Source organism: Bacteroides sp. AM44-19 (assembly GCF_003603395.1).
GTDB classification, from domain to species: Bacteria; Bacteroidota; Bacteroidia; order Bacteroidales; family Bacteroidaceae; genus Bacteroides; species Bacteroides uniformis.
This window is the reverse complement of sequence record NZ_QTNB01000008.1, coordinates 112,592-128,380: the sequence shown is the minus strand read 5'-3', so window position 1 is coordinate 128,380 and position 15,789 is coordinate 112,592. Positions and strand designations below refer to the sequence as shown.

Below are 15,789 nucleotides of genomic sequence, written 5' to 3'. Positions count from 1 at the left end.
TTTATTTTGTATCAGGAGCTACAACTGTATAAACAGCACTACTTCTACCGGAAGAAAGGCGGAGATAACATTTTATATTTACTCCACTGAAAGATAAAGGTAACTGCAATGTATCCGTATAGAGTTTTCCATATAAACGAGGATCGGTACCATCTGTGGTATAATATATATCAGCACCCTCTACTGACGGCTTCAAATCCACTATCGCGTTACCGCCTCTAACAATAGCTTTATCCCAACCAATCGGTTCGGGAATACGGAAAGTAACCCCTTGTCTATCCAGTTCAGCCAAACATCCCGCTAATCTTTCACGGAAATCTGCATAATTCTTCTTTTCCGCAGGTGACCAACCTATTTCTGAAAGGGCCATAGCCCGAGGATATGCCATATAGTTCACTTTATCAGGATGATGTATAAATTCTCCCCAAACATTAGCTTGTACCCCCATTATATAACCGCATTGCTCTTTTGTAAGCTTAGGCGTATAAGGTTCATAGCTGTAGATATGTTCCAACGTAACCAGTCCTCCTATATTTAAAGGCTCATTAGTATAATCCTCACTCTGATAATAATCAATATACATATAGTTATTGGGAGCCATCACCACTTTATGCCCCATTCCCGCTGCAGCAATTCCACCGTTTTCTCCTCTCCAGCTCATTACAGCAGCATTCGGTGCCAGACCACCTTCTAAGATTTCATCCCAACCAATGATTTTTCGCCCCTTCCCCGTTACAAATTCATCCAAATGATGGATGAAGTAACTTTGTAATTCATGTTCATCTTTCAATTTATTTTCCTTAATGCGTCGTTGACACTTCGGACATTCTTTCCAACGTCTTTTAGGTGCCTCATCACCGCCTATATGAATATACTCACCGGGAAACAAATCTATCACCTCAGATAAAACATCTTCTACAAACCGATAGGTTTTATCATTACCGAGACAAAGAACTTCCTCCTTAATACCCCAAGTTTCCGGTATCCGAAATGGTCCGCCCGTGCAAGACAGCTCCGGATATGTAGCTAAAACAGACATTGTATGTCCTGGTAAATCGATCTCCGGAACAATAGTGATGTACCTATCTGCCGCATATTGGATAATCTCCTTAATCTGCTCCTGAGTATAGAATCCTCCATGTGGAATACGATCTTGTTCTGTCGGATTATGCCCCCACTGAGTACTATTACGCCATGCCCCAATTTTGGTCAATTCTGGATACTTTTTTATTTCAATACGCCACCCGGCATCTTCTGTCAAATGCCAATGGAATCTATTTATTTTATAACGAGCCATTAAATCTATATACTCTTTTACATATTCCACTGAGTAAAAATAACGTGCAACATCCAACATCAAACCACGATAACCAAAACGGGGTTCATCATTTATCATAATATACGGAAGCTGTATGCATCCATTTCCCTTATCAACAAGTAACTGCTGCAATGTCTGAATTCCATAAAATATTCCAGCTTCACTTCCCTTGATTGTTACTCCCTTATCATCCACAACTAATGAATATGCCTCTAAAGGCATTTTCTTGTCTATCTGCAAATGAATGGCATTCTTTCCTTTCGATCCTTTCTTCAAAGTCACCCCAAACCGTCCATCTAAATAATTATTAAAGAGACTGACTGTTTTGGTAAGCGCATCATTACTGTAATTTATACGTGTATCGGCAGATACATCCCAAGAACCTTCTCCCATCACCATTTCTTTTGGCATAGGAATTACTGACTGTGCATTACAAGGTAACGTACCGAGAATAATACATATTACCAATATGTATTCCCATCTGATTTCGTGTTTAATCATGACTGTAATTCAATTTTATATCTATATCCTTTTGTTTATTCACCTTGATATTTACTGTCTCGAATCCTTTGGCAGAAATCGTTAGCACATCGTTTTCTACAGTCAGAATGGAATATCTTCCGCCTTCCTTACTTATAACCGTTCTACCAGAATAATTAGATTTGATTTCAATTCCACTTATAGGGGTTGCTTGTACATCTCTGACACAACCAGCAACCTTTATCTTTCTTCCTGGATTCTTCACAATTTCATCCATGCAGAAGTCGTTATGACCAAGACTATTACTAGTCACCGGCTGTCTGCCAACAAAGATTGTCCTTCGTAATCTGATATCATCTGAGGCTGTTCCTATCTGTATTTCATACTCCCCTTCTTCTACTACTTTTTTCATGCTCAAATCATATAAGGCCAATTCTTGTATTGGTAGCTTCAAAACAACTGTCTGCATTTCGCCTGGTTGTAAGAATGGTTTTGAGAATGCCTTCAGTTGCTTGACTGGAGTCACAACCGAACTGACCACATCTCGAACATAAAGCTGTACTACCTCCTTTCCCGCTACACTACCCGTATTCTTCAAAGATACACTGACAATCAAGGTATCAGATGGATGTAATAACTCTGCAGAATAATGAGCATTCAAATACTCAAATGTAGTATAACTCAATCCATGCCCAAAAGACCATAACGGAGCTGGTGAAGAAAAAACATAATCACGTCCAGGTTCATTTGGTCTACCAGGACGACGATAGAATCCTTTGTCCGTTGGCAAATGATTATAAAAAACCGGTAAATGTCCTACGCTCTGCGGAAACGAGAATGGAAGTTTGGCTGAAGGATTAATATTTCCCAATAACATATCAGCTATTGCATCTCCAGCTTTCTCACCACCGTACCATTGTACAACTATGGCTGGAATATGTTCTTTTATCCAAGAAATAGAAAAAGGCTTACCTGTAACCAATACAACTATAACAGGTTTTCCTATTGCATAGATTTCTTCCACCAATTCTTCTTGTACACCTGTCAGATCCAGAGAAGAGAGGTCAAACCCCTCCCCACATGTAGCATCTGAATAGTCACGTGCCAGTGAAGCACTAGAAGAACCAACAAATACAACAGCCATGTCACTCGCTTTTACAGCAGCTACAGCTTCATCAAATCCGGATTTATTATCTGTAATAAGATCACATCCTGCCGCATAATTTATTTTTATCTTATTTCCAACCCGTTTCTTTAGGCCTTCAAGTGGAGTAACCCCATCTTTATTACTCCGGCTCCATGTATAATCCCCGAACTGTACTTGATTAGCATTCGGCCCAATCACTGCTAATGATTTTATTTTATTCAAATTTAAGGGTAAAAGAGTATTTTCATTCTTCAATAAAACAATCGATTCATCAGCCACTCTGCGCGATAGCTCCACCGCTTCTTTAGTACGCATGGCTACTTCCGGCATGTCAGCGCCCTGATATGGATTCTCGAACAATCCTAATTCAAATTTAACACGTAAGATACGTCCAACAGCCAAATCCACATATTTTTCATCAAACCTGCCTTGCTCTATCAATTGCTCCAAAGCCCAATAGCAATTACTGGAAGCTTCCAAGTCCACCCCCGCAGTCAAGGCTTGGATAGCCGCTTCACTATCATCCTTAGCTGTATGCTGAAAATCCTTCAACATAGCCACTGCCCCCCAATCGGAATATACATATCCTTTGAATCCCCATTCATTGCGTAAAATATTCGTCAGTAAATAAGAAGAAGCAGAATTAGGGATGCCATTCCAAGAATTATAGGAGGTCATCACCGCCTTCACTTCCGTATTCCGAACAGCCATCTCATACGGCTTGATATGGATATTACGTATATCCCGTTCTCCACTCTCAACTGAAGCCAAGTTCAGCCCTCCCAAAGGAGCTCCTCCCGGTCCAAAAGGTTTCAACATTGGAGATATTCCTCCGTCAATATAACCTTTCACTTGTGCAATCCCCATCTGTCCCACTAGCCAAGGATCTTCACCAAACGATTCCTCAACACGCCCCCATCGCAAATCCCGAACAACATCCAATCCTGGTGAAAGAGTCTGAATTACCCCTTGGGACCTTAATTCTGTAGCAATTGCTTTAGTCATCTGATAAGCCAAATCTAAATTAAAAGTACTACCAACGGCTACAGATTGAGGAAAAATGGTAGAACCATCATGTACCGAGCCATGTAAAGACTCAGTTACTGTAAAAACTGGGATTCCCAAGCGTGTCTCTTCAACCATATATTTCTGAATTGCATGAAATGCTTTCCGCACATTTTCACCAGTAAGATTGAATCCCTCAATACAGCCGTAACTAATATCACCAGCTGCATCTCTTAATTTTTGGTAATCCACCTCTTGACCATTGTATAATTGATAACCATGCAAATGACTTAATTGTGCTATTTTTTCTCGTAATGTCATTCTACCCAATAAATCTGTAACCCGTCGTTCAACAGACATACTAGAATCCTTGTACACCGGAATGCATTGAGCCATGGAATCTACGGCAATAAGAACCGACAATATAAAAGGTAATAACCATTTTTTCAAAATCCTATCTTCAAGTAACATATTTCAGTAATTCAAAAAGTAAATATAAATATCAATCTTATGGTATAGCTTGATGGTCTGTATCACGCATTCTATACCAATCAACCAACTTTTCTTTCTCTGGTAATTTGAACGCCAGAGGTACAGCTTTGTCTTGATACCAGAAAGCCGCCGAAGAGAATTTAAAGGGCCGGGTCTGCTCCGGTTTACGGGGATTTATAAAATCAAAAATAAAACTTTCATTGAAACAGATTGCATCTTGCTCATGATAACGATACATACTCACCATCGAACGGAGCGGATCCTTTATAGGAACTCCATGCAACTCTCCACAGAATTCACCTTCCCTAAAATACCAGCCACCATTAAAATAATCTTCAAGTCCAGAACCAACTATAGTCGGTACACTTTTGTCTTCCGTATCGATATAAATAAACTCGGGTGCTTCCAAATATCCCAAGTAGTTTGGAAGCCAACTCTGCATGGACAAGGAACAGCCAATAAAATGTCCATGTCCTTTAGTCTGCAATATGGTTAATGGTTCATAACCAGGATTGGTACCAGCATTATATAAACAATGGAATCGTCCCATACCCTCAGGTAAACTCTCCAATTGATCATAATTGGCATTTAAGAAAACGCTTGTAGTCAAACGGTGATGAAGATTTTCCACTTCTATCCTTACCTTTTTAAATGGCATCGGAAAATAACAATAGAAACCTCCACTGGACATACCTATATATTTGGACATATAATGCTTATATTCACAATGCCCTATACCAAAGAAGTCACCAATCGGACATTCTACAGAAGGATAGTCCTCACCATCCCAATAAATACGCAAAATCAGCATTTTCAAAATAGTAGGATCAGGCCACCGCTCCTTACTTAAATCCCAATTTTCCCAAAACCAACCATTAATAGTAAACCACATACGGGTAATTACACCAGGAGAAGTGTGATCTACCAGTACAGATTTCTCACCCGGTCCAACCAAATGGGCTTTAATCTTAGTATTCAAGTCAAAAGTCGTAAACTGACGAGATACAGCGTTACGCATAGTATGGATAGATGTAAAAGCAGAGGTTTGAATGTCTCTCCGTTCTTTCTTGATGGGATTCAATGCATGCCCTACACCAGGTAATGCTGCCAATCCTACGGCACCTGCCATAGTAGCCAATGCTTTACGACGAGACATCTTTTGAGGGCTGGAATCCATATTGCCCGGAATTTGTTTTCTCTTCATCATATTATGTATTAACAATTATCCTTGCGGTTCAATCTCTAAAATAGAGCCTTGTATATGTCTAGTACCTTTGGCTCTGTCAAAGTTTATATAGTATACCACCAATACCCTCTTCTCATCCAGCTGTACAGCCCATGTATATCCGACATCTCCATCATCCGCATCATCTCTTATGATAATCTCAGGAGCCGTGGCAAAATCTGTACATTCTGCATTAAGAATTCTGGCTCTAACTCCACAAGGTTCATGACGATAACCATATGTCAACAAAACTCTATTGTCTGGCAGCCTCATTGCCTGGAGAGGATGTCCTTTGAACCCCATACTTTTCCATTCACCAAATGTTTTCCCACCATCTATGGACCGTGCAATACAAGCTTGGTCACCAAACGCTTCCGAACGCATAAAAGCAATCAAATCCCCATTAGGCGTTTCATACATGGAAGTCTCATTAAACGAGACCTTTTTATCTTTAGCAATTTTCGTACCGTATTCCCATGTTTTTCCTTTATCTTTGGATATAAGCAAATAGACCGACGTATTTCTTAAAGCTTCTGTATCAGAAGCTACTACTGCCCAAAAAATACGTCCATCTTTTCCTTCATACAAAGCGCCACGATTATAAGCCGGCAATTTACCTCCCAATCCACTATAATTTATTTCAGACGGAACGCTACAAGGTATAATCAAATCATTCCAAGTTCTACCATCATCATAAGAACGGAGCAAATATCCTCCTGCAAAAACAGCGTCTGTATTCTGTACGAACGGTTTCTTAAGAACAGCTAAACCATCCGGACGAATAAATGTCCACAAATAACTAGCACATAGCAGTGTTCCATCTTTCAACTTCAACAAACATGGATCTTGTGAGCCTCCAAACGGATGGGCATAAAGCAGTTCCGGTTCCTTGGTCCAATGTTCGCCATCTTTGGATCTCACTACTACCAGATAACTATTCGGGTCCAAATGATTATTCTTCTTCTCCTTAAAGACTTTACGGTCTGGAGCTCTTCTGAACGATACCAGTATCTCTCCATTCGATAATTTTACAGCTGAAGGAAAAGCGGAGTAAAACATGGTATCCTTATATATTATTACATCCTTTATTTTCTTGACACCTGGTATCAAAACGTCATTCTGTTGAGCAAACAATGTTGTCGCAGAACACAAGTGGACAAGCAGACAATAAAAGAGAAATATAGACTTTTTCATATATAATTTTATTATGTTCGTTTATCAATCTTTCCAATATGCTGTAAAGTTACAACATATTGGAAAGATTTCAATAATATACTTTATTTATCCCAACCAGGATTTTGAGTAACTTTCGGCTCCACGCTTATTGTTGACAAAGGAATGGGGAACAGCATCATATAATCTTCCCCCTTATGCTCTCTCAAAGAAGGAACCAAATCAAAGGCTTTGTCAAAACGTACCAAATCCCACCACCTTTTACCTTCAAAAGCCAATTCTAAAAGTCTTTCTTTCAAGATAGCTGCATCATTCGCCTCTTTTGTGCTATTCACATAAATATGCTCTTCATACTTGTCTTTATATGCACGTTTCCTGACCTCATTAATTTCTGCAGAAGGATCTTGTCCCAAAGCATTTTTAGCCTCAGCCTTCATTAATAAAATATCAGCATAACGGTACAATATGATATCATCTGCAAAAATACGATCACCATCTCGCACCAAGCCTTTACCTTTTAATACTACACTAACATAAAATTTATTTTCTCCAGTTTCCTGATCTTTAGAATAAATCTCAAGAAAAGAAGCATTTTTTCGAGTATCATCTTCTGTATATTGCTTTCTATACTCGTCCGAAGCTACTATAATACCTTGTCCCGGCCCTATCGGATAAACTATATCCTTTACCTCTTGAGGAGCATCTCCAGGAACAGCACTCGCATGTATCCACATATATCTGAAATAGTTAATACCAGATTCCAAATCCTGAAATCTAACACTCATCAAGATTTCATCATTACCCTTATTATCATAAGCAAATACATCAGCAAAATCCGGCTGTAAACGAAGCTTATCCGTTTTAATTGAATTCAAAGCATTTAATGCAGTTTCAATATCACTGCTTCCACCATTCATTTTTTTTCCACTCCAAAGATATACTTCAGCTTTCAAAGCCAATGTTGCCGGTTTTGACCACATAGCTCTTTGATCACCGAAATTGTCATCCGGATATAAAGACAAAGCTTTCTCCAAATCATCTTTTATCAGTTGGAAAACTTCCGTTTGGGGTCTTCTTTCTTTATAAAGGACTTCTGAATTTGTGTTTTCAATAGGATCTGTATGGATTATCAAATCCCCCCATGTACGAGTCATCACAAAATACATGAAAGCCCTCATTGTATAAGCTTGAGCCAACATTTTATTGCGGGAAGTCTCGTTATTAAAAGTCACATTGGGAGCATACTTTAAAAGAAGATTGCATGAATTGACTATCTGATAATAACGTATCCAGGATATAGGCATATTAGCTTGTGTCAACGTATTATAATAATAAATATCATATCCGCCATATCCACCGATACCTACAGTCAGTATTTCGCTACGCGCTTCCCCCAATATATACAAATCATGTTCAGCAGCTCCTCGTAACTGGACATAAATACCATTTAACGCACCCTTCACGTCATCTTCTGTCTGCCAGAAAGATTCATTCGTTATAAAGCTTATTGGCTTAAGGTCTAGTGCATCACAAGAAGCAAATGTCAGGACCATAAACAAAGCTATTGTACTATTTATTATATTTCTAATTTTCATAACTTTACTTTATTAAAATGATACATTTGCACTAAAAATAATATTTCTCGGCATAGCATATCTACCATTATCCTGTCCACCTTCTTCTGGATTAAGACCAGAATATTTAGTAAAATAGTGCAGATTATTTCCCGTAACCGTAAACCGAAGTCCGCTTAAACGAATCTTTTGTATGATATTTGCAGGAACTGTATAACTTAAAGAAACTTCTCTAATGGCTAGAAAATCTCCTGATTCATGATACAAAGAGCTACCTCGGATAGCATTCTGCTGTCCACGATCACCATGCCAATAGAATCTCGGCATGTCCGCTTTGTCACCTTGTTCTTTCCAGGAGCGATTTACGACATCTTTCGTCATATTATTATCACCCTGCCAATTATAATCCAAAAAGCCTTTGGCAAAATTATATATGGTATGACCCAATGTAAAATCAAGTCTGCAATACAAATCGAACCCTTTATAAGATAGAGAAGTATTAATACCCCCAGTCCAATCCGGATAAATATTACCAACATATACACGGTCTTTACTGTCAATCACACCATTACCATCAGTATCTTGCCACTTTGCATCACCACCATATTTGGTTTTATCAGGGACTGTAATAACATTATCTATCGGCTCATTAGCATTCTGTGCTTCCTCATCAGTAGAATATACACCTATCATCTTATAGGCAAACAAATCTCCAATTCGTCCTCCTTCCTGTAAACCACCTTGCCAAGTATGTTTACCCAGTTTAGCATCCCAAATGTACTCACCACCAATCCGATTATTTTCAACCCCATTATCTGGCAGCTTCAATATTTTATTGGTCACCTTCGAGGCATTAAAACCTAATGACCATTGAATAGAACTGGATACCGGTAATATTCTTGCATTCATTTCCAACTCAATACCTCTATTTTGTAAACGCCCTAAATTAGTGAAAATAGAGCCAAAGCCTGTAGAATGAGGTAAAGTGCGATTTGTCAGCAAATTATCTGTGGTACGATTGAAATAATCAAAGATAAAGTTTAACCGATTATTAAAAAAGGAAATATCAGTACCGATATCAAATGTCTTAGACTCCTCCCAACTCAAGTCTTGATTTGCCATAGTTCCCATAGTGATACCTGCATTACCTAAATATTTAGATCCTACACTATAACTACCTTGAGCCGTATAATCCCCCAAGCCTGAAATATTACCATTTACTCCATAGCTGGCACGCAATTTCAGACGCATTAGATTCTCAGGCATAAATGACCAGAACTTTTCTTTATCCACATGCCACCCTAATGACACGCCAGGAAAAAATCCCCATTTGTTGTTCGTACCCAAATTGGAAGCACCGTCATATCTTGCAGATACAGAAATCAAATATTTATCCTTATAATCATACCCTATACGAGCAAAAATACCTTGCATAGATCGCTCTGTAATAGAACTACTCACACTTACAGGAACACTTGAGGCATTCAAAGTAGGAATCAAATCAGTAGAAGCACCTCTACCAGCAGCTGCTAAACGGGCCTCTTTCCTAAAATAATAAGCATAACCAGCTGTTACATTCAAATTGTGTTTTTCATTGAAAGATTTAACATAGTTGAATACAGCATCTGCCTGATATTGCCGCCATTTGTAAGTATCAGCATTTGCATTTCTTGTAGTTATATAATCTCTCGGTCCATTCCAAAAAGCATCCCAAAAAGTATAGTTATTACTGTTCACTTCAAATAAAGAAAGAGCTGGTTTGAAAGACAATCCTGGCAATATAGTCCAATCTGCATCTACTCCTATTGATAAATTCTGATAGTCATACTCTCTTTGTGCCTTGTTCATATGATATACAGCATTTCCCAGATACTGGGCAGCTCCTGGAGCCAGACTACCATCTTCAAATCTGAATTTAGTGGTAGGTGAGGCAGCCGGTGAACGATAGAATGTTGCATCTGCAGCTAATGGAGAACCATACGTAAACGAGTTTGAATAAGTAGTTCTAGCTGAAATTTTCAAATTATCCCGTGCTTGCAAAGAACCATTCAAACTAAAATTATACCGTTTATATGAAGTTGTAATAACAGTTCCTTCATTAGTCATATACCCTAATCCCATATTAAAGGTAGCCTTTTCCGTTCCACCTGAAACTTCAATATGGTGATTATGAGAAAAACCAGTACGATAAATTTTATCCTGAAAATCAGTATCTGAGTATAACAATGTCTTACTCGGATCTACTGGATCTGGCATTGATTTCCACCCTTGATCTAATTTATAGCGATTCTCATCAGTCAAGTATTGAGTAGAGAAGGCAGTATTATTAGTCAGATCATTTCCTGTTCCATAACCTAAATGTCCTATCAATCTTTGTTCGGTAGCTTTTCCAAATTTCGCTGGTGAAATCATACCTTTCCTCATAAGGGTCAAAAATTCTTCAGCATTGGCAAATTCATATTTTTTACCAATATCAGAAATTGTCAGATTATATCTATATTCAACTCTGGTTTTACCGGCCTTCCCCTTTTTAGTAGTAACAATTACAACACCATTTGAACCTTGGGCTCCATAAATAGAAGTAGCAGCAGCATCTTTCAGAATTTGGATGGATTCAATATCTTCCGAAGCTATATGAACCATATTCGCCCTCATAACACCATCAATAATATATAGTGGAGTAGCACCATTAGGATTATTAATGGAAGTACCACCACGGACTATAATACGAGGTTCTGCACCTGGTTGCCCTGAAATACTTTGCACACGTACACCAGACACTGTACCTTGTAAGGCTGAAGCTGCATTTGCATAGGGTACATTCTTCAAAGCCTCTTTATCAAGCTTGGTCACAGATGTCGTAATCTTCTCACGAGACTGAGAACCATACCCAATGACTACAACTTCCTCCATTTGGGTGGCATCCTCTACCATCACTATTTTATAGTTACTCTTATTGGCAGATACCTCTTGAGTTTTCATTCCCAAATAAGAAAATAACAAGGCACGACTATCAACTGGAATACTAAAACTAAAATTTCCATCCAAATCAGTAACAACACCTAATGAAGTTCCTTTAACTTGTACAGCTACCCCCACCAATGGTTGTCCATATTCATCCATCACATTTCCTTTTACTGTTTTCTTTTCTGATTGATTAGTGGATAATACAGACGGAGTATCTTCCGATGCATATACACTTCCCACACTCAAAACAGTAAAAAGGAAAATATAAAATGCCCAATGTAATATCCTGCTATTAGATTTAATGTCTATTGTTTTCATTTTTTTTGATTATTTGTGTTTCAAACTATTATTAGATTCACCACTGTATAATTACTTTCTTCTTATTTCCATTATTCCTCCTTTCTCTATCAATTAACAAAATCTGTTTCTATGTCAGAAACAAAGCACTTTTTCACATCAATCTTCCCATATTTCACCTCAATGAAAGGTTTACCATCTTTTAGACCAACATTACCAAAACCTGTTTCCGTCGACAAAAAAGACGTAAAATCATCACCTATCCTTGAATCAATATATAAAGTAGAATCCACTGCATCATACTGTATTCCAGTCAAAGCTTGGAGCATAGCATAACTAGACATTGCACGGGCATACCATGCCCCACATTCATATTCATTAAATGGGTTACGTACTCTTCCATCATACCGATCACGACAAGTACGGACAATATCAAGTCCTTTCTCAACCTCACCTTCAAACATCAAATGAGAAGCCACTTGATATTCAATACCTGTCCATACCTCATTGGAGTAAACAAAAGGAAGTTGTAACTTTCCTCCTTTGGGCCATGAACATAATAATAAGCCTCCTTCATCACCTAAAGCAAAAGTCGAGCGCTGAGGATTTACATGTTTTCTGAGATTCCTCTTTAAATTATATTTATGAACAGACAATAAATGACTTAATATTTTCTTTCTATCTATAGCCTCGTCCAGTCCACAGACCAAAGAAAGCCATGCTCCTACTACTCCATCAGATAAACAGCCTTTTCCGTATTGATATTTCGGCCCTTCCTTTTCCAATAAATCCAAACCCTCTTTCGAATAATTAGAATTGACAGACTGTACTTTCGTCGGATCAGAAGCCTGCAACTCCTTCCAACGAATATTTTGAATAAAATATTCACCGTCGTACAATTGATTTTCCATGTAGTCAATACTCTTATCTAGCAACTCTCTATATTCTGTCATATCTTTCTCCAAATGTTCACCCATAGCAACAAATGCTTGTAATGCGCCAGTATAGTAACTATTAATCATACCACTAGGCCCCCAAAATTCAATGTCATAAGTATTATGATGAGGTTCCTCTATAACACCTTTCCTTTTAGGATCCCACGTATTAATGCAATAATCAAGACTATTCTGTACGTATGAATAAATCAACTTCAACCATTCGTCATTACCATATATATGCCAATCACGGTATACTTTCATAATACCACCTAACTGCCCATCAGCTGCTGCATGAAAATTATGTCTGATGGGTCGGATAGGAAGTGCAGAGCGAAATGCTTGGTGCCCATTCTTAGCTTGACTAACAAAAAATTCCGTTTCCCTCAGTGTTCTTTCCATTTTAGGAAACAAATGAGGTATAGCTTGAGCATAATTCCAAACATGTGTACAAGAACCATAGCAAGAGCCATATTCATTACCGCAACCTTCCCAATTCCACATCCGACCATCGTATTGCCGAAAAATCGTAGGTGATTTTAATATAGTAAGATTAGCAGCAACAGCTTCAACAACTTCAGCAGGCAAAGTTGTAGCATAAAATGCATCAGTAAACAGCTCTGTTTTTTCTTTCAACGTATTATAATTTTTCATCCAATAGTCTGCGACTTCCTCTATATTTGCAAATCTACTGCTATACCAGGGACGGTATTTATCGGACAACTGAATGGAAGTATCAATATAGCCTGCGGGCTCTCCTCTTTCATTAACTACAGGTACGATAGGTACATCTACATCATCAATCGGTTCCAATCCCTCACGAACTAATGAGAAAGGAACGTACCATGCCATATATAAACGGATTGTCTTTGACTCTCCCGGTTGCAATCTAAACGGTACATACAAGGAAGCTCCGGGAGCATCCGCCATATTAGCAGGATTTTCTTTAATTACCCCACTGCTCATCTCATTCCAGCACATCGTGAATGAGTCAAAAGACCATCCTCTAAACCAACAATAATTAACCTTAGTTTCCGGTTCATCTGTAAAGATTGCAAAATCAGCCTGATGAAACGGCTGCGTTTCTGTTCCTTTCTGTGATATTATAAAACCATTTTCAATTGGCCTAATAGATGCTCCTCCATTACGAATATCTACAAAGTTCTTTGAATTATAAGAAAATATGGCTTCTACTTCTTTAGCATATTTATTTTTAAACGTATATTCAAAACCAGCAACTGGAAGCCCTGAGTTATTTTCATCTGTAGGAATAAATGGATTCCAAACCTTCATTGTCACGTCCATCTTCAGTTCATCGTCACTCATTCTCAATTTGGCAAAAGGGAATTTTACTTCAAAATCACAATCTTTAAATCGAGGTAATCCCCACGTGCCGCCGTATCCTTTTGTTGACTGTGGTTGGCCAAATTTTTTCCAATCCGGTACTTGTCCTTCCACAACAATACTACCATTATCTACCCCTTTCAAATATAATCCGGCAAACATTGTCGGTTCATTCAACATCTCAGTTTTATGCCTAATATTCATATTAGAAATTGCACCACTACCTTCTACACAAAACATTCCCGTCCCCAATCCCCCAATAGGGAAAGCAATCCTGCTCGTATACTCTCCCGTATATTTTTCATTATAATCACGTACTTCTTCCATACTGGAGCAAGAAGCCCATAAACACAAGCAGATACATAGACCTAAAAAATAAAATCCATTTTTCATATATCATTTTTTTAATGATTTATTCCTTCAACATTCTCTATTTTTTCTCCATTTCTGTTCAATCTCCTCCAATGATAACCCTTTTGTCTCCGGCAAGAATAAATACCCCCATACCAAACCCAACACGGCAATAAATCCATAAAGAAAAAATGCACCTGCCGGATTCTCAGAAGTCGTTTGTCCAACAACAATTTCGGTACCTGGTATAGAAAAAAAATCTATAATCTTAAAGAAAGTAAAGGAGACAATGCAATTAAATATCCATACAGCCAATGAACCTATCGAAGTCCCCAATCCCCGTACTTTCTGCGGAAATATCTCGGAAATGACCAACCATCCCAAAGGTCCAATACTAATTGCAAAAAATGCAACATATCCAAACATAAAAATGACCATTAACCACCTTCCGATTTCGCCCAACTGATTAGCATAAATAAAACAAGCACTAAGGCACAAAACAGAAAAGGCAATTCCTGACAGACCAATAAAATACAACTTTCGTCGTCCGATTCTATCCACTAAATAAAGAGAAATCACTGTAAATACAACATTTACAATTCCAATACCTACAGAAGTCCAAATAGCAGAGAGTGTACTTTCAAATCCTGCCATCAGGAAAATCTTCGGACTATAATAAATAACTGTGTTAATACCTACAAACTGTTGAAAAAACATAATACAAACAGCAATCATTAGAGGAGTTCTCAACCAAGGCTGCATCAAATATCGCCATCCTACCGCACTATTCCTATCTTTCTCTATTTCCACCTCCATTTGTCCAATTAAATCATTTACTGTATTTTCCGGTTCTATTTTCTGCAACACTTTCCTACATTCTTTCAACCGTCCTTTACTCAACAGCCACCGAGGTGTTTCAGGCACAAAACACATACCTACCAGTAATACCAAAGCCGGTACGACACCTGCCCAAAACATCCATCTCCAACAATCCAACTTGTTTTCATCAGCCCAAAAGGTATCTGACATGTATGAAAGTAAAATACCTATTGTAACCATTAACTGAAACATTGAAACCAGACGTCCCCTGGATTTAGCTGGAGCAATTTCTGCTATATACAATGGAACAGTAAATGATGCCACACCTATAGCTATACCAAGAAACAGACGAGAAAAAACCAAGCTCGTCAAATCCGTTGCCAATCCTGACCATAACGCTCCCACTGCAAATATCACAGCAGAAACCAATATGATTTTTCTTCTTCCAAATATATCAGATAAACGCCCACAACATACAGCCCCCAACATAGCTCCCAACAAACCAGCCGCCGTAATCCATTCAACATCATTATTATCTATTCCCCAATCTGACTGAAGAAATGGAATCGCTCCTGAAATTACCCCAGTATCAAAGCCGAAAAGCAATCCTCCTGTTGCTACAACTGTAGCTATTAAAAATATTATATGTCTGTTTTTCATAT

Annotated in this window: 8 protein-coding genes; all 8 read right to left on the bottom strand. The window is 38.3% G+C overall.

Translation table 11 applies throughout. The annotated features are described in order from the left end of the window. Position 1: 1 nt before the first annotated feature. The gene (locus DW947_RS13440) at positions 2 to 1,819 is read right to left on the bottom strand and encodes a family 20 glycosylhydrolase (protein WP_005823636.1); all 1,818 of its coding nucleotides are present in this window, start codon (positions 1,817 to 1,819) and stop codon (positions 2 to 4) included. Continuing rightward, positions 1,812 to 4,421, bottom strand: coding sequence for a glycoside hydrolase family 3 N-terminal domain-containing protein (locus DW947_RS13435; protein WP_117962671.1), 2,610 nt, complete (start codon positions 4,419 to 4,421; stop codon positions 1,812 to 1,814). The genes DW947_RS13440 and DW947_RS13435 overlap by 8 nt, the downstream gene beginning before the upstream one ends. A gap of 37 nt (positions 4,422 to 4,458) precedes the next feature. Then, positions 4,459 to 5,649, bottom strand: coding sequence for a glycoside hydrolase family 172 protein (locus DW947_RS13430; RefSeq protein WP_005823641.1), 1,191 nt, complete (start codon positions 5,647 to 5,649; stop codon positions 4,459 to 4,461). 15 nt (positions 5,650 to 5,664) lie between these two features. Then, entirely contained in the window at positions 5,665 to 6,861 is a 1,197-nt protein-coding gene (locus DW947_RS13425; RefSeq protein WP_005823642.1) for a sialidase family protein, read from the bottom strand. 83 nt (positions 6,862 to 6,944) lie between these two features. Then, positions 6,945 to 8,435, bottom strand: a complete 1,491-nt coding sequence (locus DW947_RS13420) for a RagB/SusD family nutrient uptake outer membrane protein (RefSeq protein ID WP_005823643.1) — start codon at positions 8,433 to 8,435, stop codon at positions 6,945 to 6,947. Between the two features lie 12 nt (positions 8,436 to 8,447). Beyond that, positions 8,448 to 11,699: a SusC/RagA family TonB-linked outer membrane protein gene (locus DW947_RS13415; protein ID WP_005823644.1), complete on the bottom strand. Its 3,252-nt coding sequence runs from the start codon at positions 11,697 to 11,699 to the stop codon at positions 8,448 to 8,450. Between the two features lie 89 nt (positions 11,700 to 11,788). After that, positions 11,789 to 14,350 (bottom strand): GH116 family glycosyl hydrolase, encoded by a 2,562-nt coding sequence (locus DW947_RS13410; protein WP_008665498.1) that lies wholly within the window; start codon positions 14,348 to 14,350, stop codon positions 11,789 to 11,791. 27 nt (positions 14,351 to 14,377) lie between these two features. Then, positions 14,378 to 15,787 carry a sugar porter family MFS transporter gene (locus DW947_RS13405; RefSeq protein WP_117962669.1) on the bottom strand — a complete coding sequence of 470 codons (1,410 nt, stop codon included), beginning with the start codon at positions 15,785 to 15,787 and terminating at the stop codon, positions 14,378 to 14,380. Positions 15,788 to 15,789 lie beyond the last annotated feature (2 nt).